The organism is Williamsia sp. M5A3_1d, assembly GCF_053345315.1.
On sequence record NZ_JBKEZX010000001.1, the window covers coordinates 1,193,625 to 1,213,529 of the forward strand.

A 19,905-nucleotide genomic window follows, 5' to 3' on the forward strand; every position below is an offset into this window, starting at 1 on the left:
AGATCGTCCCCCTCAGCGGGATCCGGCGGCGATGTGCCCTCGGCGACCGGTCACGGGGACGATCTCGACCACGAACTACTCGGCGTCGAGCTCGACGTACTTGATGTCGGTGTCGCGGCGGGTGGTGGCCGCGGCGGTGGCGGGGTGGATGGCGATGAGGCCGAGGCCGTTGCGACGACGACAGGCCGCGGCGAGTTCGTCGTAGGCGGCCCGGCCGAGCAGCTCGATGAGCTCCGGGGCGTACGACTGCCACACCTGCGTCGCGCCGACGTGGGCGTCGGGTGATCCCGAGCAGTACCACTCCAGGTCTTCGCCGCCCGAACCCCAACCGCGACGGTCGAACTCGGTGATCGTGGTCTTGAGGACCTGGGAGCCGTCGGGGCGGTCGACCCAGGTCTGCTCGCGGCGCACCGGCAGCTGCCAGCACACGTCGGGTTTCACGGTCAACGGTTCGAGTCCCTTACGCAGCGCCATAGCGTGCAGTGCACATCCCGCGCCGCCGGCGAAACCGGGCCGGTTCAGGAAGATGCACGCGCCCTTGTGTTTCCGTGTCTTGATGGCCGGCTCGTCGTCGAGGGTGTCCTCCTCGAGATACCCACGCTTGCCCAGCGGATCCTTGCCGGAACCCTTGCCGTGGAACTGCCAGTCGGCCGGCGTCAGCAGCGACATCCCGTGTTCGAGCCGCTTGCGGTCGTCGTCGTCGGAGAGATACGCCCCGTGGCTGCAACACCCGTCGTTCTCGCGCCCTTCGATGATCCCCTGACACGCGGGCGTCCCGAACACGCACGTCCAGTGCGACAGCAACCAGGTGAGGTCGGCGCTGATGAGATGTTCGGGGTCGGCGGGGTCGTAGAAATCGAACCATTCCCGGGGGAAGTCGAGTTCGACCTCCGGAGCGGGTGTCATCTTGTCGGTGGCTGCCTGCACAACAGTCAACGGTAGACGCACTAGGTTGTACTGCGTGCGCCTAGGAGTTCTCGACGTGGGAAGCAACACCGTCCACCTGTTGGTGGTCGATGCCCATCGCGGTGGGCACCCCACCCCGATGAGTTCCACGAAGTCGACGCTGCGCCTCGCCGAGCAGATCGACGGCTCGGGCCGACTGTCCGACAGCGGTGCTCGCGCGCTGGTCGAGGCGGTCGACGAGTTCACCACCATCGCCCGCACATCGGGATGTGAGCAGGTGATGGCGTTCGCGACGTCGGCGGTACGCGACGCCACCAACTGCGACCGCGTGCTGGCCGAGGTCGCCGCCGCGACCGGTGTCGAAGTGGAGGTCCTCACCGGCGAGGACGAGGCCCGACTGACGTCGCTCGCGGTGCGCCGCTGGTACGGCTGGAGCGCCGGCCGGATCCTGGCCCTCGACATCGGCGGCGGGTCGCTGGAGTTGTCGAACGGAGTCGACGAGGAACCCGACGTCGCGTTGTCGTTGCCGCTGGGCGCCGGCCGCCTCACCCGCGAGTGGCTGACCGAGGACCCGCCCGGAAAACGACGCGTCGCGGTGCTGCGTGATTGGCTCGACGCCGAACTCGCCGGCCCGGCCAAGGCACTCGCCGACGCCGGCGCCCCCGACCTCGCGGTCGGGACCTCGAAGACGTTCCGTTCGTTGGCGCGACTCACCGGGGCGGCGCCGTCGAGCGCGGGGCCGCGCGTCACACGGACCCTCACCAGCAACGGTCTGCGCCAGCTCATCGCCTTCATCTCGAGGATGTCGGTGGGTGACCGCGCCGAACTCGAGGGTGTGAGCGCCGATCGCGCTGGCCAACTCGTCGCGGGTGCGCTGGTGGCCGAGGCGTCGATGCGGGCGTTGTCGGTCGATACCCTCGAGATCTGTCCATGGGCGCTGCGCGAGGGAGTGATCCTGCGCAGGCTCGACGGGGAGCCGATGGCGCCTCTCACCGATCCGCGGGCGCCGGTCTCCCGCGTCGGCACCCGATGACGCCGACACCCCACTCGTGAGAAAGGGCAGTATCTGATGGCAAGAGAACCCGATCCGGATTCGCGCCCGATCTCGGTCGCGGAGATCCTCGCCCGGCGGGCCGAGGCGGATGCCGCCGACACCGCGAGCGGTGGCGACTCCGGCGGTGGCGACTCGGGCGGCGGGCGTCGACGTCGTGGTGGCGCCGGCTCGTTCTCGGTGTCGGAACTGACCGGCGAGCAACCCCGTATCGGCGGCGGTTCAGCGCATTCCGGCAGCTTCGCCGCGATCGACCGCGCGACCGCGTTCGGCGACGTGACCGGCGGCGACGCCGTGCCCGACGACGCCACCCTCGCCCAGGAGTCGTCGTTCGTCCCGTCCCCCGACGACGCCCACATCTCTCCGCCGACGACGCCCCGATACGAACCGCGGTCGAAGCGGTTCCCCCGATCGGAGGCACCGCGCCCGGCCGCCGATCCCGACGCGTTCCCGCGTTCCGAGCCCCCGGTGGGTCGTCCGCCGGTCGCCGACACCGGCCGCTGGGCCGCTCCCGAGTCGTCCCGCCCGACATCGGACCGTCCCGTGCACCCGCCGACCCGCGACCTCAGCGCCGGCGCGGTCCGCGATCGACTCGCCGCGGACGGCGCCACCGCCGAGGAGGCGACCGGGATCATCCCGCGCTACACCGACGCCCCGCTGGTCGCCTGGCCGACGCTGCCCGCCGACTCCGATCTCGACGACCTGTCGCCCGAGGAGCGCGAGCGAGAGTTCGAGCGCTACCGCAACTTCGAGGACGTCCCCGCCGAGGAGCCCGAGCCGCCGGCGAAGACCGGTGGGCTGCGCGGTGCGCTACGTCGCCTGACCGATGCCCGCGCGTCCGCCGACCCCACGCCGAAGGCCGAGCCCGCGGCGGATCCGGTCGCCGAGGCTCCCCGCGATCACCCGTACCGCCACGCGCCCGAACCCGAGCGCGACGACGTCGATCTCGACGAACTCCCGCCCGCGGACCTGCCCTATGACCACATCGAGCCCCGTGCCCTCGTCGAGAACCAGGCGCACGACGACCCCGACACCGAGGTCGTCGATCTCGACCGGGCTCAGCTCGGTGGATACGACACCCCCGCCCCGAGGTCGAACCCGGGCACCTCGGCGTTCGGCCTCAGCGACCGGGTCCGTGAGGAGAAGGCCGACGACTCGACGTCGACGACCTCGACACAGTCGGACCCGTCGGATCAGTCAGATCAGCCGACCGACGGCTCCTCGCCGATGCGGCAGTGGATGATCCTGGGTCTGCAGGTGCTCGCCGGCCTGGTGATCGGGGTCGGGTTGTTCCTGGGCTTCACCGAACTGTGGCGTTGGAACGTCTACTTCGCGTTGGTGCTCAGCGTCGTCGTCATCTTCGGGCTGGTCACGTTCGTGCACGTGGTGCGCCGCAGCCAGGATCTGATCAGCACCCTGCTCGCGCTCGCCGTCGGTCTCGTCGTCACCATCGGACCCCTCGCCCTGCTCGCCTCGGGCAACTGATGGCCGATCGGGGGCCGGTGAAGGTCGACATCCCCATCGGTCTGTCGACCGCGTCGGTCTATCCGCAGAACACCGAGGCCGCGTTCCAGTACGCGAGCGAGCTGGGTTTCGACGGCGTCGAGTTGATGGTGTGGGGCGAACAGGTCAGCCAGGACATCGACCACGTCCACTATCTGTCCGACCGCTACGCCATGCCGGTGCTGTCGGTGCATGCGCCGTGCCTGCTCATCTCGCAGCGGGTGTGGGGTCGCGACCCCATCGCCAAACTCGCACGGTCGGTGACCGCCGCGCAGGACCTCGGCGCCTCGACGGTCGTGGTGCACCCGCCGTTCCGGTGGCAGCGCCGCTACGTGAAGCAGTTCTCGGCGCTGGTCGCCGAGCTCGAGGCCGACAGCGGTGTCGCGGTCGCGGTGGAGAACATGTTCCCCATGCGCGCCGATCGCGTCTTCGGGAAGTACGAGGAGGCGGCGCAGCGGATGCAGCGGCGCGGTGGCCCCGGCGTCAACGTCTCGGCCTTCGGCACCTCGATCGACCCCACCGACGACGGGTTCGCGCACTACACACTGGATCTCTCGCACACCGCGACCGCCGGTGTCGACGCCCTCGCCCTCTTCGAACGCATGGGCTCGAACCTCAACCACCTGCACCTCACCGACGGTGTCGGGGCCGCGGTCGACGAGCACCTCGTGCCCGGCGACGGCAACCAACCCTGCGTCGAGGTGTGCCGTCGGCTCGCCGAGAGCGATTTCGCCGGGGGAGTGGTGCTCGAGGTCACGACGGGCTCGGCGCGCACCAAACCCGAACGCAGTGAGATCCTCGCCCGGTCGCTCGCGTTCGCCCGCGAGCACCTCGCGCGCACCTGATCCCGTACCCGACGAAGGAGACCGCCGGTGAAACGGCTCGCCGACCTACGCCCCAGCGACACCGCGGAGGCATCCGCCGACCGCCGCACCTACCTCATCACCATCGATCCGGTGTTCACCATCGGTAGCAAGGTGCACGGCGGTGCGCTGCAGGCGATCTCGTCGTACGCCGCGCTGCGCGCCTTCGCCGACACCGCGCCGGAGGGAACGGATGTCCCCGCCGACCTGGCCCCGATCGCAGTGGCGAGTGACTTTCTCGGTGCCCCCGACCCGGCCGAGGTGGAGGTCGTGGTGTGGGTGCGCAAACGGGGTCGTCGGATCTCGCTCGTCGAGGTCGAGATCGTGCAGGGTGGCCGCACCCGGGTGTCGTCGTCGATCACCCTCGGCCGGCCCGACACCGCCGACCCGCACTACGTCTCACCGCAGGCGATGACCGAGATGCCCGTCGAACCGCCCGCCGACGTCGTGTGGACGAAGGACTCGGTGATGGCCGACATCGTGCACCTCACCGGTGCCATCGACATGGCCTACGACCCCGCGACCACGCCGATGATCCGCGGTGAGACCGGCGCCCCGATCATGCGTATCTGGGCCCGCCCCACCGGCTCGGATCCCGACGGCCCGTTCGCCGTGCTGTGCGGTGACCTCTCGGCCCCCGTGGTGATGAACCTCGGCCTCCTCGGCTGGGCCCCGACCCTGCAGCTCACCGCGTATCTGCGCCGCGCACCCGCACCGGGTTGGCTGCGGATCGAGTCGTCCACCAGCGAGGTCGGCGCAGGCTGGTTCGAAGAGGACCATCGGGTCATCGACTCCACCGGCGCGCTCATCGTGCAGTCGCGGCAACTCGCGTTGATCCCGGAGGGCGCGCCGTGATCAGCTGGTGTCGGAATCCGTGGGAAGAGGGATGCGAGTGACTCAGCGTGTGGCGATCATCGGCGGCGGCAAGATCGGGGAGGCGCTGCTCGCCGGACTGATCCGATCGGGCCGACCGACCCGCGACCTGGTGGTCGCGGAGAAATCGGACGAACGCAGGGCCGAACTGGTCGAGGAGTACGGCGTGCGGGTGACCGACGTCGCCGACGCCGTCGAGGGTGCCGCGATCGTGGTGCTCGCGATCAAACCCGCCGATGTCGACGCCGTCGTCGCGAAGGTGGCCGCGGTGGAGGACGACGCCGAGGTGGAACGACTCACCGTGACCCTCGTGGCGGGGCTGCCGACGCGACGCTACGAGGACACCTTGCCCGCCGGCGCGCCGGTGGTGCGGGTGATGCCCAACACCCCGATGCTCGTGAACGAGGCGATGTCGGCGGTCGCGCCCGGTCGCTACGCCACCGACGACCACGTCGCGACGGTGGTGGGGTTGCTCGAGTCGGTCGGGCGGGTCGTCGTGGTGGCCGAGAAACAGATGGACGCGGTCACCGCGCTGTCGGGGTCGGGACCGGCGTACGCGTTCCTCATGGCCGAGGCGATGATCGACGCCGGCGTCGGGCTGGGGCTGACCCGTGCCGTCGCCACCGAGCTCGCCGGGCAGACCATCCGCGGCGCCGGGGTGCTGCTCACCGATTCGAAGGTGTCGCCGGTCGACCTGCGCGCGGCGGTCACCTCACCGGCCGGGACCACCGCCGAGGCGATCCGTCAGCTCGAGGCCAACGGCTTCCGGCACGCGTTCTACGAGGCCATGCGGGCCAACGTCGCGGCGAGTGCGTCGATGGCCGCGGCCGACGCGAGGCCCGTCTCGGGTGGTTCCGGATCGGCGACATCGGACATCTCGGACCGCAACTGACCCGGTGGACGCGTTTTTTCGCACGCGCCACGCCGCCGTTTGACCGCGACACGCCGTATATCGGTTCGACAACCGGTCAATCTCAGAATGGTTACCCACTCACGTCGCATCTTTCCCACGCGCCACGCTAAGCTCCCTGGAGCACGTGCGTGTCTGGTGTCCGCGGGAGGGGAAGCCCGCGGCCGCGACGCGTGCACCGGAGGTATGAGAATTTCATGGCGCCTGCAAGTAATGCCGGCGACCGGAACGGCCCCAGTGGGTCACCGGTCACCCCGGCCTCGAGCGGCTCGAGCACTCCCGCCTCTGGCGGCCAACTCAATCCCGCCGGAGGCGGACAGTTGAATGCTGTCGGTTCGGGAACGCAGTTCCTGACCGTCGCCGAGGTGGCCGCGCTGATGCGTGTCTCCAAGATGACCGTGTACCGGCTCGTCCACAGCGGCGAGCTGCCCGCGGTACGTGTCGGGCGCTCGTTCCGGGTGCATGCCAAAGCGGTCCACGACTACCTCGAGACGTCGTACTTCGACGTCGGCTGACGCCACGTTGCACGGGGTCGCCGACCACGAGGCCGGCGCCCCTTCGTCCACGTGGCCCGCATCCGCGCGCGAGGATTTCATCTCTCGCGCCGCGAACGGTAACGTGGACCCTTGTTGTGCTCGACGGCCTCCGAGGCCCCGCGTCTGCGCGGTTCGGGCGCAGGCCCGAACATCCGCAGATAACCGACCGCACTTTCGGTCAGATCGTGAGGTACCCGAGATGGGTTCAGTCATCAAGAAGCGCCGCAAGCGCATGTCGAAGAAGAAGCACCGCAAGCTTCTGCGTCGCACGCGAGTGCAGCGCAGGAAACTCGGTAAGTGATCGACCGAGTTCTCCGATGAGAAACCCGCCGCACGACGGCGGGTTTTCTCATCTCTGCGCCCGTCGCCGGTGATGGCTAGGGTGACCCCATGAGCGACGCCAACGCACGGTCAGATGCACCGAAGGTGGTGTTGGTGACCGGTGCGTCGACCTTCCTCGGCGGCTACCTCACCACCCGCCTCGCCCAGAACCCGTCGATCGAACGGATCCTGGCCGTCGATGCGCGTGTCCCCAGCAAAGACCTGATCCGCCGTATGGGTCGCGCCGAATTCGTGCGTGCCGACATCCGGCGCCCCACCATCGCGAAGGTCATCGAGAACGCGCGCGTCGACACCGTCGTGCACGCGGCGACGTCGGTGATGGACACCGTGGCGCATTCGCCCGCGATCAAGGAACTCAACGTCATCGGTGCGATGCAGGTGTGCGCGGCGTGCCAGCGGGCGCCGTCGGTGCGGCGCCTGGTGCTGCGGTCGACCGGCATGGTCTACGGCTCCAGCGCCGCCGACCCCGCGCATTTCGCCGAGGACAACCGCGCGCGCGTCGAACCGACGACCGGGTACGGCCGCGACCTGCTCGACGTCGAGTCCTACGCCCGCGGCCTGGCCCGCCGGCGGACCGACATCGACGTCACCATCCTGCGTCCGACGGCCATGCTCGGTCCCAAGATCTCGACGCGCATGTCCATCTACTTCTCCTCGCCCATCATCCCGGTCGTCATCGGCTACCAGCCGCGACTGCAGTTCCTGCACGAGGAGGACGCGCTGGCGGCCCTCGAGCACGCCACCCTCCTCGGTCGGCCCGGCACGTTCAACCTCGCCGCCGACGGTGTCGTGACACTGACCCAGGCGATCCGTCGTGCCGGTCGTGTCGAGCTGCCGGTGCCGGCCAACCTGTTGGGGTCGGTGGCGGGGGTGTTCCGCGGGATGCGGGTGGCGACGATGCACGGCGACCAGGCGTCGTATCTCACCTACGGACGCGTCCTCGACACCGCCCGCATGCGCGCGGAGTTGGGGTTCGCGCCGAAGTACTCGAGCCTCGAGACGCTTGACGACTTCATCGCCCGACGCCCGTTGGAACCGGTGGTGTCGGCGGGTGCGTGGCATCGACTCGAGCAGAGGATCGCCGAGACCGCGCGCTCGTTGGTCTGAGGCAGCGTCGATCTGTCGCACCTTCTACACTGGGCGGACGAGGGCACGTGGCGGGGCTGATACGCGTTGTCGGGGGGCAGCGGCGAGAGATTTGCGGAAGGGTGTCGGCACAGTGGTCAAAGGCAACGGCGCATCCGACGCACGGACTGCCAAGGTGATCCAGCTGTACGCGACCCCACCCGATGCGCCCAGTCGTGAACAGGTCCGTCGCCGACACCCCTCGCAGCAGAAGCCCACGGCCCCAACGTCTTCCGAGACGACACCGTCCGACATCATCGCCCCGGTCGAGACCGACGCGACGACCGCCGAGATCACCCCGATCAACGCCGACGTCGTCGCACGCCTCGACGCCTCGGGCCTGCCCGTCGGTCGCACCACCAGCCCACTGTTCAGCCTCACCGGACTGCGGTCCGCGGTCGCCGATTCGGTGATCTCCGGCGCGGGTTACCTGCGCGAGCGACTGACCGGTGACTACGAGGTCGACGACTTCGGCTTCGATCGCCACTTCACCGAAGGTGTGTTCCTGCCCGCGATGCGGGTGCTGTTCGACAAGTGGTTCCGCGTCGAGGTCACCGGCATCGAGAACATCCCCGACGAGGGCGGCGCGCTGCTCGTCGCGAACCACGCGGGCACCATCCCGATCGACGCCCTGATGACATCGGTCGCCGTCCACGATCACCATCCGCGTGCCCGGTTCCTGCGGATGCTGGCCGCCGACCTCGCCTTCGAGTCGCCGTTCGTCGGCCAGCTCGCCCGCCGCACCGGCTCGACCCTGGCGTGCACCGCCGACGCCGAACGCCTCCTGCGCGGCGGTGAGCTGACCGCCGTGTGGCCCGAGGGGTTCAAGGGTGTCGGCAAGCTCTACAAGGACCGGTACAAACTGCAGCGGTTCGGTCGCGGCGGGTTCGTCACCACCGCCCTGCGTGCGGCCGTGCCGATCATCCCGGTGTCGATCGTGGGGTCGGAGGAGATCTACCCGATGCTCAGCGACCTGAAGCCGCTCGCCCGGGTCCTGGGGTTGCCCTACATCCCGGTCACCCCGACGTTCCCGCTGCTCGGCCCGCTCGGCCTGGTGCCGCTGCCCTCGAAGTGGCACATCCACTTCGGCAAGCCCATCGAGACCAGCCACTACGACGAGCAGGCCGCGGAGGACCCCATGGTCGTCTTCGACCTGACCGACCACGTCCGCGAAGAGATCCAGCAGACCCTCTTCCGCATGCTCTCCCGTCGCGGCTCGGTCTACTTCGGCTGACCTGTCCACAACTCGCACCGATGCGCATCGGCGTGTGGATGATCCACGTGCCGCATCCCATCGGTGCTATCTGTGGCGCGGCCACTGATGCCGTCGCGTTGCAACGAGATCCTCGACCGATCTCTTCGTGATCTCCCAGCTGTCCACGACGTCGCTGTAGGTGAAGCGCAGCGGGAGGTACCCCTGACGTATGGCCTCGCGATCCCGGCGGCGGTCCTCGGTGAACTTCTCGATCCCTGAGTGATAGCGCTCTCCGTCGGTCTCGATGATCAAACGATCACCGACGACCAGATCGACCCGCCCCACCCTCGTGATGTGGACCTGTGTCCGCACCCGGATGTTCCGCGACCGCAGCCGGAGTCGCACCATCGTCTCGGTTCCCGACTCGGCGTGCGGATCGCATTTCTCGAGCAGTGCGATCGTACGAGCGGGCGCTCCCTGGAGCACCGCTTCCAGATCCTCGGGTCGTAGCTGTCCCGACGCCAGGATCGAATCGCAGACGACGATGAACCCCTCGTCGTCGAGGCATCGCGCGGCATGGCGCAGGGCGATCGGGATGTCGTCGACCGCGCCGTGTTCGGCCACCGGCCGGCCGTGCTGGGAGCAGTGCCGGCCGAGGCGGTCGCGTCCGGTGTTCGCCCGGGTATGGGTACCTCGGGGCTGCTCGGGCACCCACACCCCGTGCCAGCGAAGCGCCGACACACAGCTCAGAACCCCGCCGCCGGCAACGGCCTCGACCACCCGCGCGTCGGCCGTCGACGCGGCGTACCAGCCACGTCGTAGTCGAATCAGGTCACCGGTTCGCAGGGCGCGACGCACGTCGGCCTGTGTCATCCCCGACCGCTCGAGCTGTTGCCATGTGTACACCCCCGGGTCCCGCATCTCGGGCAGTTTTCCGGACACCGGAGGTGGCGGCCGCGGACCGCAATACCTTGTCCACAGCGTTCACCGTTCAGCACCGAGCTGTGGATAGTCCACGCTCTTCGTTCTATTCGTGCACGTTGTGGACGGCGTGGTCGATCAGTCGCGGAAACGACGGGCCGCGGCGACGGCTCCGCCGCCGGCGGCACCGAGCAGCACCGCGGTGGGCAGGCCGATCTTGGCGGCCTTGCGGGCGGTGCGGTAGTCGCGGATCTCCCAGCCGCGGACGCGGGCGACATCGCGGAGGTCGGCGTCGGGGTTGATCGCGACGGCGGTCCCGCACAGCGACAGCATCGGGACGTCGTTGTGGGAGTCGGAGTACGCCGTGCAGCGCTTGAGGTTGAGACCCTCACGCACCGCGAGTTGACGTACGGCGTGGGCCTTGCCGAGACCGTGCAGGATGTCGCCGACGAGTCGTCCGGTGAACTTCCCGTCGACGCTCTCGGCGACGGTGCCGAGCGCGCCGGTGAGGCCGAGGCGGTCGGCGATGGTCTGGGCGAGTTCGAGCGGGGTGGCCGTCACCAGCCAGACCTGTTGCCCGGCGTCGAGGTGCATCTGCGCCAGCGTGCGGGTGCCCGGCCAGATCTTGTCGGCGATCGTCTCGTCGAAGATCTCCTCGCCGAGTCTGCGCAGTTCCTCCGTCGACCGGCCGGCGATGAAGGCCAGGGCCTTCTCACGACCCGACGCGACGTCGTCGGCGTTCTCGCGGCCGCTGATCCGGAACTTGGCCTGCGCCCAGGCGAATTCGGCCATGTCGCGGTAGGAGAAGTAGTCGCGGGCGGCGAGACCGCGGGCGAAGTGGACGATCGACGCGCCCTGCACGAGGGTGTTGTCGACGTCGAAGAAGGCCGCGGCGGTGAGATCGGGCGGGACGTCGGTGGGGGCACCGGGCTCGTCGTCGTCGTGGACAGGTCCGGCGAGGCGGCCGCGACGTTCGAGGGTGGCGTAGGCGGCCTGCGCGCTGGCCTCTCCGGCGAGGGAGTGCCGGAGTTCGGCGGCGGACTGGCGGAAGCGACCGACCCGACCCGACTGGGTCGAGCGGTTGGCCCGCGAGGAGATCCAGTTGCTGACGGTGCCACCGGGCTCGCGGTCGTCGCCGCCGACCGGATCCGTGGTGGTCACAGGGTCGACGGACTGCTCGGCGGGCACCGGGGGGATCACGTCGGGTTCGTGCTCACCGTCGCCGGTGGGGCCGGTGTGCATCGACCTCTCGGGGTCGGTGTCGCCGGGCGTATCGGTCACCAGATCGCCTCCTGCTCCTCGGCCTCCAAGCCTAGCCTCACCCGCCCACGACACCCCGCTCACCGCACCCCGCGGCCCGGTGCACAATCGGACCCCATGGTGATCACCCTGCTGACCCGCGCGGGTTGCCCGGCCTGTGCCCGTGCGCTCGAGGAGCTGGAGCCGGTGTCGGTGGAGTACGACACGACGCTCGAGATCGTCGACGTCGACACCGCGGCCGCGCACGATCCGGGGTTGCGTGCCGAGTTCGGCGACCGGCTGCCCGTGGTGCTGCTCGACGAGCGTGAACACAGTTACGGCGAGGTGGACATGCCCCGACTACGGGCCGACCTCGACGCCGCGAGGTGAACCAACCCTTCTTTGTGAATGCGTTCACAAGCGGTATACCCTCGCCCCTGTGTCCCATGCCGACGACGACGTGACATCGTCGATCCCCGCTGCCTCCGTGGCGCGGTTGGCTGCCTATCTGCACGTGCTGCGGTCGTTCAGTGAGCACGGTGTCATGGTGGCCTCGAGCGGACAGCTGGCCACCGCCGCAGGTGTGAACCCGGCGATCCTGCGCAAGGACCTCTCCCATGTCGGCGCGAACGGCGTGCGCGGCGTCGGCTACGACGTCGGTCGCCTCACCGCCCGCATCGCTCTGGCGCTGCGCACGTCCGACACCCACAACGTCGCGCTGGCCGGCGCCGGTCACCTCGGACGGGCCCTGCTCGCCCACACCGGACTCGGCCGCGGGTTCCGCGTGGTTGCGATGTTCGACACTGACCCCGACCTCGTGGGCACCACATTCGGTGCCGGGGGCGTTGAGATGATCGTGGCACCGATGACCGAACTGTCCGCCGAATGCGCGGCGAAGAACGTCGACATCGCCGTGGTGGCGACGTCGGAGAAGATCGCGCAGCAGACCTGCGACACCTTCGTGCTGGCCGGCGTTCGACAGATCCTCAACTTCACGACCGTGGCGCTGCACACGCCGCCGTCGGTGCACGTCCGACCCGTCGACCTGGCCCTCGAGCTCCAGGTCCTCGCGTTCAACGCCTCGCGGCGTGATCCGGGGGGCGCAGCCACCCAGAACGCCGTGAGCGGAGCGACCCAGAAAGCAGTGTCAGTGTGAGCATCTTCTTGTTCGGAGTGTCCCACCGCAGCGCGCCGGTCTCGGTGCTCGAACGCCTCGCGGTGTCCGACGGAGATCGGCCCAAGCTGGTCGACCAACTCCTCGACACCCCGCAGATCTCCGAGGTCATGATGGTCTCGACCTGCAACCGGGTGGAGATATACGCCGTCGTCGACGCCTTCCACCCCGCGCTGGAGGCGGTGGGTGCGGTCATCGGCGAGCACTCGGGCATGACCGTGAACGAGATGACGCAGCACGCCTACGTCCGTTACTCCGAGGCCGCCGTCGAGCACCTGTTCACCGTGGCCGCCGGTCTGGATTCCATGGTGGTCGGCGAGCAGCAGATCCTCGGCCAGATCCGCTCGGCCTACGCCAGTGCCGATGAGCATTCCTCGGCCGGCCGCGTCCTGCACGAACTCGCGCAGCAGGCGCTACGCGTCGGCAAGCGGGTGCACACCGAGACCGGCATCGACCGCGCCGGTGCGTCGGTGGTGTCGGTCGCCCTCGACCGCGCCCGTGCGCTGCTCGGCACCCGCGAGACCCCGGGGACCATCGGGTCGGCGGTCGTTCTCGGTGCGGGCGCCATGGGTGCGCTGGCCGCGGCCCACCTCGCCCGCGACGGCGTGCTCGATCTGGCGATCGTCAACCGCACCGCCGAGAAGGCCGATCACCTCGCCGCGAACGTGGCGAAGAACCACGGCGTGCGGGCGACGTCGGTGGCGATGTCCGAGCTGGCCACCGCGGTCGCCGAGGCCGATGTGCTCGTGAGCTGTACCGGCACGGTCGGCTCGCTGGTCAGCGTCGGTGAGGTGCACTCGGCCCTGGCGCGGCGCACACGCACCACCCCGCTCGTGATCTGCGATCTCGGTCTGCCGCGCAACGTCGATCCCGCTGCGGCGAAGCTGCCGCATGTCCACATCGTCGACATCGAGGGGCTCCGCGCCGACGGGGCGACCCAGGCCGCGGCCGCCGACGCCAGCGCCGCCCGTGCGATCGTCGCCGGCGAGCTCGCCGAATACCTCACCCTGCAGCGTCAGGCCGAGGTGACCCCGACCGTCACCGCCCTGCGCCAACGCGCCGCCGAGATGGTGGAGGCCGAGATCATGCGCCTCGAGACCCGGCTGCCCGGGCTCGACGACCCGCAGCGCGACGAGGTCGCCAAGGCCGTGCGACGCGTGGTCGACAAGCTGCTCCACGCACCGACGGTGCGTGTGAAGCAGCTCGCGTCGACCCCCAACGGCGACCACTACGCCGAGGCGCTGCGCGAGCTGTTCGAACTGACTCCCGGTGCAGCAGAATCCGTGTCGGCTCCCGAGACCGGTCTGCCGGTCACGGGGAGTGACCGTTGACCATCAGAATCGGGACGCGTGGATCGCTGTTGGCGACCACGCAGTCGGGGGTCATCCGTGACCAGTTGATCGCGGCGGGCCACGACGCGGAGCTGGTCGTCATCACCACGGCGGGGGACCTGTCGGCCGAGCCGGTGGAGAAGATCGGCGTGGGGGTGTTCACCACCGCCATCCGCAACGCGCTGCACGCGCGCGACATCGACGTCGCCGTGCACTCCTACAAGGACCTGCCCACCGCGGTCGACCCGGTGCTCACCATCGCCGCCGTCCCGCCGCGCGAGGACTCGCGAGATGCGCTGGTCGCATCGGGTGGCCGGGTGCTGGGGGAACTGCCGCCGGGATCGACCGTCGGGACCTCGGCCCCGCGGAGGATCGCGCAGCTTAACGCACTGGGTCTGGGTTTGGAAATCCGCCCCCTACGAGGCAACCTTGACTCTCGGTTGGGCAAAGTCGCCAGCGGCGAACTCGACGCAGTGGTGGTGGCCCGTGCCGGGCTGGTTCGTATCGGTCGTGCCGATGAGGTCACCGAGGCGTTCGACCCGGTCGTGTTGCTTCCGGCACCTGCACAAGGTGCCCTCGCTGTGGAGTGCCGCTCCGACGATGCCGAACTGGTGAGCATTCTCGCCGAGTTGGACGACGCCCCCACACGGGCGGCGGTCGATGCCGAGCGAGCCGTGTTGGCAGCCCTGGAGGCAGGTTGCACGGCCCCGGTCGGAGCGATCGCCGAGGTGGTGGAGTCGCTCGACGACGACGGGCGCATCTTCACCGAGCTGTCGCTGCGCGCGGCGGTCGCTGCGGAGGACGGATCCGATGTGATCCGGTCGTCGCTGGTGGGACCGGTCGAACGCGCTGCCGATCTCGGGCGGGAACTCGCCGTAGAACTGCTGGATCGTGGGGCCGCGGAGGTCATGCGGTCCCAGTAGCCGCCGAACGCAGTTCGCTGTAGTCAACGAACGCAACGGACCCCCGCACGGGTCAGGAGAGCGCACGAATGAGCCGTACGAAGAAGGCCAGTCCGGGTCGGATCCTGTTTGTCGGATCGGGCCCCGGAGATCCGGCACTGCTGACGCTTCGCGCCCGAGACGCCATCGCGTCGGCGAGCACCGTGTTCGTCGATGCCGATGTCCCCGCGGGTGTCACCGCACTCATCGGTGCCGACATCCCGGTGGAGGAATCCCCGGTCGGACACGTCGAGCCCGCACCGGCCGATGCCGCCGCCGACGGTGACGACGCCCCCACCGACACCCCGCCCGCCGTGGATGAGCACGACTCCTCGGTCGCGCGCATCCGACCGGCCCTGGGCGATCCGGGTGAGGTCGCCAAGACCCTGCTCGCCGCCGCGAAGGCCGGCGACGACGTGGTCCGCCTCGTCTCCGGCGACCCGCTGACCACGGATTCTGTGCTGGCCGAGGTCACCGCCGTCGCACGCACATCGGTGGGCTTCGAGATCATCCCCGGCCTCCCGGCCGCCGCCGCGGTGCCGAGCTACGCGGGTATGCCGTTGGGCTCGAGCCACACCGAGGCCGATGTCCGGGGCGAGGTCGACTGGGCCGCGCTCGCGGCCGCACCCGGTCCGCTGGTGCTCCACGCCACCGCAGGTCACCTGGCCGAGACGGCCAGCGCGCTCACCGAGCACGGTGTCGCCGCGCAGACCCCGGTCGCGGTCACCGTCAACGGCACCACCTGCCAGCAGCGCACCATCGAGGCGACACTGGCGACCCTCAACGACAAGGGCGCGGGCCTGCAGGGACCGCTCATCGTCACCGTCGGCAAGGTCGTCGCCCAGCGCGGCAAGCTCAGCTGGTGGGAGTCGCGCGCGCTGTACGGCTGGACCGTGTTGGTGCCGCGCACCAAGGATCAGGCCGGCGACATGAGCGACCGGCTCGTGGTGCACGGCGCGATCCCGATGGAGGTGCCGACCATCGCCGTCGAGCCGCCCCGCAGTCCCGCGCAGATGGAACGCGCGGTCAAGGGTCTCGTCGACGGCCGCTACCAGTGGGTGGTGTTCACCTCCACCAACGCGGTGCGCGCGGTGTGGGAGAAGTTTGCCGAGTTCGGTTTGGACGCACGCGCTTTCAGCGGCGTGAAGATCGCCTGTGTCGGCGAGGCCACCGCGGAGAAGGTGCGCACCTTCGGCATCAACCCCGAACTCATCCCGAGCGGCGAGCAGTCGTCGCTGGGTCTGCTCGACGACTTCCCGCCGTACGACGACGTGTTCGATCCGGTGAACCGGATCCTGTTGCCCCGCGCGGACATCGCGACCGAGACGCTGTCGGAGGGTCTGCGGGATCGCGGCTGGGAGATCGACGATGTCACCGCCTACCGCACCGTGCGGGCGGCACCGCCGCCGGCGACGACCCGCGAGATGATCAAGACCGGCGGGTTCGACGCGGTCTGCTTCACCTCGAGCTCCACCGTCCGCAACCTCGTGGGCATCGCGGGCAAGCCGCACGCGCGCACCATCGTGGCGTGTATCGGGCCCAAGACCGCCGAGACGGCAACGGAATTCGGGCTTCGGGTCGATGTCCAGCCCGAGTCGGCGTCGGTGCCCGACCTCGTCGACGCACTGGCCGAGCACGCCTCGCGTCTGCGCGCCGAGGGTGCCCTACCCCCGCCGCGCAAGAAGGCCCGTCGCTCGCGTTCCTGAACGTAGGGTGAGTCCATGAGCGTTCACCCCTACATCCGGCCCCGTCGGTTGCGCACCGATCCGGCGATGCGTCGGCTCGTGGCCCAGACGTCGTTGGAGCCACGGCATCTCGTGCTGCCGATGTTCGTGGCCGATGGCCTCGGCGAACCGAACCCGATCTCGTCGATGCCCGGCGTGGTGCAGCACACGCTCGACTCGCTGCGCACGGCGGCAGCCGAGGCGATCGCGGCCGGTGTCGGCGGATTGATGCTGTTCGGTGTGCCGCGCAACGAGGACAAGGACGCGATCGGCTCGGGTGCCGACGACCCTGACGGCATCCTCAACCGCGGATTACGCGCACTGCGAGACGAATTCGGTGACGCAACGGTGCTGATGGCCGACACCTGTCTCGACGAGTTCACCGACCACGGCCACTGCGGCGTGCTCGACGATCTCGGCCGCGTCGACAACGACGCCTCCCTCGACCGGTACGTGTCGATGGCGCTCGCCCAGGCGGAGGCGGGTGCGCATCTGCTCGGTCCGAGCGGGATGATGGACGGCCAGGTCGGCGCCATCCGCGACGCGCTCGATGCCGCCGGGCACACCGACACCGGCATTCTCGCCTACACCGCCAAGTACGCGTCGGCGTTCTACGGTCCGTTCCGCGAGGCGGTCGGCTCGACGCTGCAGGGGGACAGGCGGACCTACCAGCAGGATCCGGCGAACCGCGACGAGGCGCTGCGCGAACTCGAACTCGACCTCGCCGAGGGCGCCGACATCGTGATGGTGAAGCCGGCGATGAGCTACCTCGACATCGTGCGCGACGTGGCCAACGCGACCGACGCCCCGGTCGCCGCCTACCAGATCTCGGGCGAGTACTCGATGATCACCGCCGCCGCCGAACGCGGCTGGATCGACCGCGACGCCGCCATCATGGAGTCGCTGACCTCGATCCGTCGGGCCGGCGCCTCGATCGTCCTCACCTACTGGGCCACCGAGGTCGCCCGTCGCCTGGGCTGACCGGTTTCGGCGCCCTGAACTGGGCAGACGTCGCCGCATCTTGGCGGGGCACTACTCTATGTGCCATGTCGTACCCGTCGAATCCGCGGCCGCCGCAGCAGGGGCCGCCGAACCAGGGCACCCATCCGGATCCCGGTCCGGGCAACCCCAAGCCGACGCTGGCCGCGCCGATGGCGATCGGGACCGAGTTGTGGCTGGTGGTGATCGCGGGGCAGGCCATCGCCTACGGCGGTCAGTACTCGGCCGCATCCGACTCGGTGCGGCGCGCGGTGCGCGAGGCGTCGACCGACCAGCCCGATCTCGTCGCGTCGACCGGCCTCATCGTCGGAGCGTTCGTCGGTGTCGGCGTGGTGGTGACGGCGGTGTCGTTGCTGCTGGTGTGGTTGGCGCGGTCGGGGCACAACTGGGCGCGTCTGGTGCTGTCGTTCCTCAGCGGCTTCCTCGTGGTGCAGGCGGTGTTCGCGCTCTTCGGTGACGCGGGTCCCGCCTGGACGACCATCCCTGCGGTGATCAGCGGCGTGGCCGCGCTGGGTGCGGGATACCTGCTGCTGCAGAAGGATTCCGAGAAGTTCTGCCGCGACATGGCGGTCTATCGACGCGGCGGCGCGACCCCCACGCCGTTCCCGCCCGGCTCGTACCCACCGGCCCCGTATCCGCCGACTCAGTACCCGCCCAACCCCTACGCGCCGAATGTGTACCCGCCCGCGCAGGGCCCGTCGAACCAGTACCCGTCGCCACAGGTCCCGTCGCCCCAGTACGACCCGAATCGGTATCAGCCGCCCACGCAGCAGGACCAGGGGTACCAGCCGCCGAGCCCGTACTACGACCCGCACGCCTACGACCCCCGTACCTTCGAGCCCCAGGCCTATCAGCAGGCCCACGACTCGACACCGTCGACACCACCGTCCGATGACCGGTCGTCGGCGCGGCCGGCGACGGGCGAGAACGTGCGGGAGCGTGACCTGTCCGCTCCTGACGAGCGGTCCGGCGGGGCCTCACCCGATGGGGCCTCCCCCGACGGGGAGTCGCGCCGATGAGCGCAGGCGGCGGCGTCGTCCCGCCGATGGCGGTGTGGGCCGCGCGGTTGTGGCTGGCCTCGGCGGTGTTGTTCGGGGCCTCGGCGGTGTGGTTCCTCCTGATCGGCATCGGCAGCGGCAGCGCGTTCGGCATCGGACTCGGCGTCATCAGCATCGCCATCGCCGCGGCGGTCTTCGTCCTGGGGCGCCGGGCCGCGACCCCCGATGCGAGGTGGCGGTCGACGGTGTCGGTGCTGACGCTCGTGGTCACCATGGCCGGGATGCTCGTCGCGGTGCTGTTCTTCGACCCGTTCCTGCTGGTCAGCGGGCTGGTGGGTCTCGTCGGATCGATGATGGCGTATCGCCCCGCGGCGGAGAAGTGGTTCACCGGGGGACCGATCGGTGGCTGACCGGCCCGACCCGCACGACCACACCGCCGACGACCCCGGCGCGGTGCTGTTCCGGGAGAACGGCGGCAGCTGGTGGGTGGTGTCGATCGGGCCGCTGCTCATCGCGGCGGTCGTCGCGGTCGAGGCGACCGGTCCCGGTCAGATCCACTGGCCCGTGCTGTCCATCTTCTTCGTGGTGCTCACCGGCTTCGCGCTCATCCAGGTCTACGCCGCGCGTCAGCACGTCAGCGTGTGTCTCACCGAGACCACCCTGCGCCAGGGCGTGAAGACCATCCCGCTCACCGACATCGAGAAGATCCACCCCGAGAACAACGCCCCCGACCCGAAGGACTGGGAGAGCGCCTCGGCGCTCGGCGAACTGTCGGGCGTGCCGCGCCGGCGTACCGGCATCGGCCTCACCCTCACCTCGGGGAAGCTGACCCAGGCCTGGGCGCGGGATCACCGACGCCTCCGTCAAGAACTGACCGAGGCGCTCCTCGCGGTCCAGATGGGGCTGGGCCCCCGCGGGTCGGCTCAGCCCGACCTCACCAAACGCCGCGACGCCGACGAGCAGGACGAGGACTCATGACCGGGCGCGACCGCCTGGTGGCGGGCATCGCGGTGATCGTGGCACTGATCTTCGTGGCCCTCGCGGTGTGGCTGGCGTTCACCTCGGTCACCTCCAGCGACTACCCGCCGCTCACCGTCGACGACCGCACCGTGGGCGGCCCGTATTCACTGACGACCTACAGCGGCAACCGGATCGGCGGCGCGACAGCGTGCGTACTCGCCGCCGTGATCGCCACCTACGTCGCGGTCACGCGGGCACTGCAGCGTCGGCGCCGCCAGGGCGACGCCGACGCGGTGGCACCTGTCTGAGAGCGG

At 69.8% G+C, this 19,905-nt stretch carries 22 protein-coding genes; 19 read left to right on the forward strand and 3 right to left on the reverse strand.

Annotation, left to right across the window (positions count from 1 at the left end; translation table 11 throughout):
• Positions 1–75 precede the first annotated feature (75 nt).
• The gene (locus ACLBW1_RS05565; RefSeq protein WP_447811154.1) at positions 76–906 is read right to left on the reverse strand and encodes a hypothetical protein; all 831 of its coding nucleotides are present in this window, start codon (positions 904–906) and stop codon (positions 76–78) included.
• A gap of 55 nt (positions 907–961) precedes the next feature.
• Between ACLBW1_RS05565 and ACLBW1_RS05570 the strand changes: the two genes are divergently transcribed.
• From ACLBW1_RS05570 to ACLBW1_RS05610, 9 genes are all read left to right on the forward strand, one after another.
• On the forward strand, positions 962–1,939 hold the full coding sequence (locus ACLBW1_RS05570) for a Ppx/GppA phosphatase family protein (protein ID WP_447810587.1): 978 nt from the start codon (positions 962–964) through the stop codon (positions 1,937–1,939).
• Between the two features lie 36 nt (positions 1,940–1,975).
• Positions 1,976–3,442, forward strand: a complete 1,467-nt coding sequence (locus ACLBW1_RS05575) for a hypothetical protein (RefSeq protein WP_447810588.1) — start codon at positions 1,976–1,978, stop codon at positions 3,440–3,442.
• Positions 3,442–4,305, forward strand: coding sequence for a sugar phosphate isomerase/epimerase family protein (locus ACLBW1_RS05580; RefSeq protein ID WP_447810589.1), 864 nt, complete (start codon positions 3,442–3,444; stop codon positions 4,303–4,305). Before ACLBW1_RS05575 ends, ACLBW1_RS05580 begins: the two co-directional genes overlap by 1 nt.
• Positions 4,306–4,332: 27 nt before the next feature.
• Positions 4,333–5,178, forward strand: a complete 846-nt coding sequence (locus tag ACLBW1_RS05585) for a thioesterase family protein (protein WP_447810590.1) — start codon at positions 4,333–4,335, stop codon at positions 5,176–5,178.
• Positions 5,179–5,215: 37 nt separating this feature from the next.
• On the forward strand, positions 5,216–6,088 hold the full coding sequence (gene proC / locus ACLBW1_RS05590) for a pyrroline-5-carboxylate reductase (protein ID WP_447811156.1): 873 nt from the start codon (positions 5,216–5,218) through the stop codon (positions 6,086–6,088).
• A gap of 215 nt (positions 6,089–6,303) precedes the next feature.
• Positions 6,304–6,621: a helix-turn-helix domain-containing protein gene (locus tag ACLBW1_RS05595; protein ID WP_447810592.1), complete on the forward strand. Its 318-nt coding sequence runs from the start codon at positions 6,304–6,306 to the stop codon at positions 6,619–6,621.
• Positions 6,622–6,841: 220 nt separating this feature from the next.
• Positions 6,842–6,943: a 30S ribosomal protein bS22 gene (locus tag ACLBW1_RS05600; protein WP_003402602.1), complete on the forward strand. Its 102-nt coding sequence runs from the start codon at positions 6,842–6,844 to the stop codon at positions 6,941–6,943.
• 89 nt (positions 6,944–7,032) lie between these two features.
• The gene (locus tag ACLBW1_RS05605; protein WP_447810596.1) at positions 7,033–8,091 is read left to right on the forward strand and encodes an NAD-dependent epimerase/dehydratase family protein; all 1,059 of its coding nucleotides are present in this window, start codon (positions 7,033–7,035) and stop codon (positions 8,089–8,091) included.
• Positions 8,092–8,203: 112 nt separating this feature from the next.
• Positions 8,204–9,343 carry a lysophospholipid acyltransferase family protein gene (locus ACLBW1_RS05610; protein WP_447810597.1) on the forward strand — a complete coding sequence of 380 codons (1,140 nt, stop codon included), beginning with the start codon at positions 8,204–8,206 and terminating at the stop codon, positions 9,341–9,343.
• A 66-nt stretch (positions 9,344–9,409) separates the two neighbouring features.
• Here ACLBW1_RS05610 and ACLBW1_RS05615 read toward each other — a convergent pair whose 3' ends face one another.
• Positions 9,410–10,177: a DUF559 domain-containing protein gene (locus tag ACLBW1_RS05615; protein WP_447810598.1), complete on the reverse strand. Its 768-nt coding sequence runs from the start codon at positions 10,175–10,177 to the stop codon at positions 9,410–9,412.
• 186 nt (positions 10,178–10,363) lie between these two features.
• Positions 10,364–11,506, reverse strand: coding sequence for an HAD family hydrolase (locus tag ACLBW1_RS05620; protein WP_447810599.1), 1,143 nt, complete (start codon positions 11,504–11,506; stop codon positions 10,364–10,366).
• A gap of 96 nt (positions 11,507–11,602) precedes the next feature.
• Between ACLBW1_RS05620 and ACLBW1_RS05625 the strand changes: the two genes are divergently transcribed.
• From ACLBW1_RS05625 to ACLBW1_RS05670, 10 genes are all read left to right on the forward strand, one after another.
• On the forward strand, positions 11,603–11,854 hold the full coding sequence (locus ACLBW1_RS05625) for a glutaredoxin family protein (protein WP_447810600.1): 252 nt from the start codon (positions 11,603–11,605) through the stop codon (positions 11,852–11,854).
• Positions 11,855–11,903: 49 nt separating this feature from the next.
• The gene (locus ACLBW1_RS05630; protein WP_447810601.1) at positions 11,904–12,620 is read left to right on the forward strand and encodes a redox-sensing transcriptional repressor Rex; all 717 of its coding nucleotides are present in this window, start codon (positions 11,904–11,906) and stop codon (positions 12,618–12,620) included.
• Entirely contained in the window at positions 12,617–13,969 is a 1,353-nt protein-coding gene (locus ACLBW1_RS05635) for a glutamyl-tRNA reductase (protein WP_447810602.1), read from the forward strand. Before ACLBW1_RS05630 ends, ACLBW1_RS05635 begins: the two co-directional genes overlap by 4 nt.
• Positions 13,966–14,892 carry a hydroxymethylbilane synthase gene (gene hemC, locus ACLBW1_RS05640; protein WP_447810603.1) on the forward strand — a complete coding sequence of 309 codons (927 nt, stop codon included), beginning with the start codon at positions 13,966–13,968 and terminating at the stop codon, positions 14,890–14,892. The genes ACLBW1_RS05635 and hemC overlap by 4 nt, the downstream gene beginning before the upstream one ends.
• Positions 14,893–14,960: 68 nt before the next feature.
• Positions 14,961–16,616, forward strand: coding sequence for a uroporphyrinogen-III synthase (locus ACLBW1_RS05645; RefSeq protein WP_447810604.1), 1,656 nt, complete (start codon positions 14,961–14,963; stop codon positions 16,614–16,616).
• A gap of 15 nt (positions 16,617–16,631) precedes the next feature.
• Positions 16,632–17,615, forward strand: coding sequence for a porphobilinogen synthase (hemB, locus tag ACLBW1_RS05650; protein WP_447810606.1), 984 nt, complete (start codon positions 16,632–16,634; stop codon positions 17,613–17,615).
• Positions 17,616–17,680: 65 nt separating this feature from the next.
• Positions 17,681–18,652 carry a hypothetical protein gene (locus tag ACLBW1_RS05655; RefSeq protein WP_447810607.1) on the forward strand — a complete coding sequence of 324 codons (972 nt, stop codon included), beginning with the start codon at positions 17,681–17,683 and terminating at the stop codon, positions 18,650–18,652.
• Entirely contained in the window at positions 18,649–19,041 is a 393-nt protein-coding gene (locus ACLBW1_RS05660; protein ID WP_447810608.1) for a hypothetical protein, read from the forward strand. The genes ACLBW1_RS05655 and ACLBW1_RS05660 overlap by 4 nt, the downstream gene beginning before the upstream one ends.
• Positions 19,034–19,609, forward strand: coding sequence for a DUF3093 domain-containing protein (locus tag ACLBW1_RS05665; protein ID WP_447810609.1), 576 nt, complete (start codon positions 19,034–19,036; stop codon positions 19,607–19,609). The genes ACLBW1_RS05660 and ACLBW1_RS05665 overlap by 8 nt, the downstream gene beginning before the upstream one ends.
• Positions 19,606–19,899 carry a hypothetical protein gene (locus ACLBW1_RS05670; RefSeq protein ID WP_447810610.1) on the forward strand — a complete coding sequence of 98 codons (294 nt, stop codon included), beginning with the start codon at positions 19,606–19,608 and terminating at the stop codon, positions 19,897–19,899. The genes ACLBW1_RS05665 and ACLBW1_RS05670 overlap by 4 nt, the downstream gene beginning before the upstream one ends.
• Positions 19,900–19,905 lie beyond the last annotated feature (6 nt).

What these genes read in the sequence shown, in the direction of transcription:
- ACLBW1_RS05565 (WP_447811154.1), bottom strand. Translation starts at nt 906, where the DNA reads ATGACACCCGCTCCGGAGGTCGAACTCGACTTCCCCCGGGAATGGTTC.
- ACLBW1_RS05575 (WP_447810588.1), top strand. Translation starts at nt 1,976, where the DNA reads ATGGCAAGAGAACCCGATCCGGATTCGCGCCCGATCTCGGTCGCGGAG.
- ACLBW1_RS05580 (WP_447810589.1), top strand. Translation starts at nt 3,442, where the DNA reads ATGGCCGATCGGGGGCCGGTGAAGGTCGACATCCCCATCGGTCTGTCG.
- ACLBW1_RS05595 (WP_447810592.1), top strand. Translation starts at nt 6,304, where the DNA reads ATGGCGCCTGCAAGTAATGCCGGCGACCGGAACGGCCCCAGTGGGTCA.
- ACLBW1_RS05600 (WP_003402602.1), top strand. Translation starts at nt 6,842, where the DNA reads ATGGGTTCAGTCATCAAGAAGCGCCGCAAGCGCATGTCGAAGAAGAAG.
- ACLBW1_RS05605 (WP_447810596.1), top strand. Translation starts at nt 7,033, where the DNA reads ATGAGCGACGCCAACGCACGGTCAGATGCACCGAAGGTGGTGTTGGTG.
- ACLBW1_RS05615 (WP_447810598.1), bottom strand. Translation starts at nt 10,177, where the DNA reads ATGACACAGGCCGACGTGCGTCGCGCCCTGCGAACCGGTGACCTGATT.
- ACLBW1_RS05625 (WP_447810600.1), top strand. Translation starts at nt 11,603, where the DNA reads ATGGTGATCACCCTGCTGACCCGCGCGGGTTGCCCGGCCTGTGCCCGT.
- ACLBW1_RS05645 (WP_447810604.1), top strand. Translation starts at nt 14,961, where the DNA reads ATGAGCCGTACGAAGAAGGCCAGTCCGGGTCGGATCCTGTTTGTCGGA.
- hemB (WP_447810606.1), top strand. Translation starts at nt 16,632, where the DNA reads ATGAGCGTTCACCCCTACATCCGGCCCCGTCGGTTGCGCACCGATCCG.
- ACLBW1_RS05655 (WP_447810607.1), top strand. Translation starts at nt 17,681, where the DNA reads ATGTCGTACCCGTCGAATCCGCGGCCGCCGCAGCAGGGGCCGCCGAAC.
- ACLBW1_RS05660 (WP_447810608.1), top strand. Translation starts at nt 18,649, where the DNA reads ATGAGCGCAGGCGGCGGCGTCGTCCCGCCGATGGCGGTGTGGGCCGCG.
- ACLBW1_RS05670 (WP_447810610.1), top strand. Translation starts at nt 19,606, where the DNA reads ATGACCGGGCGCGACCGCCTGGTGGCGGGCATCGCGGTGATCGTGGCA.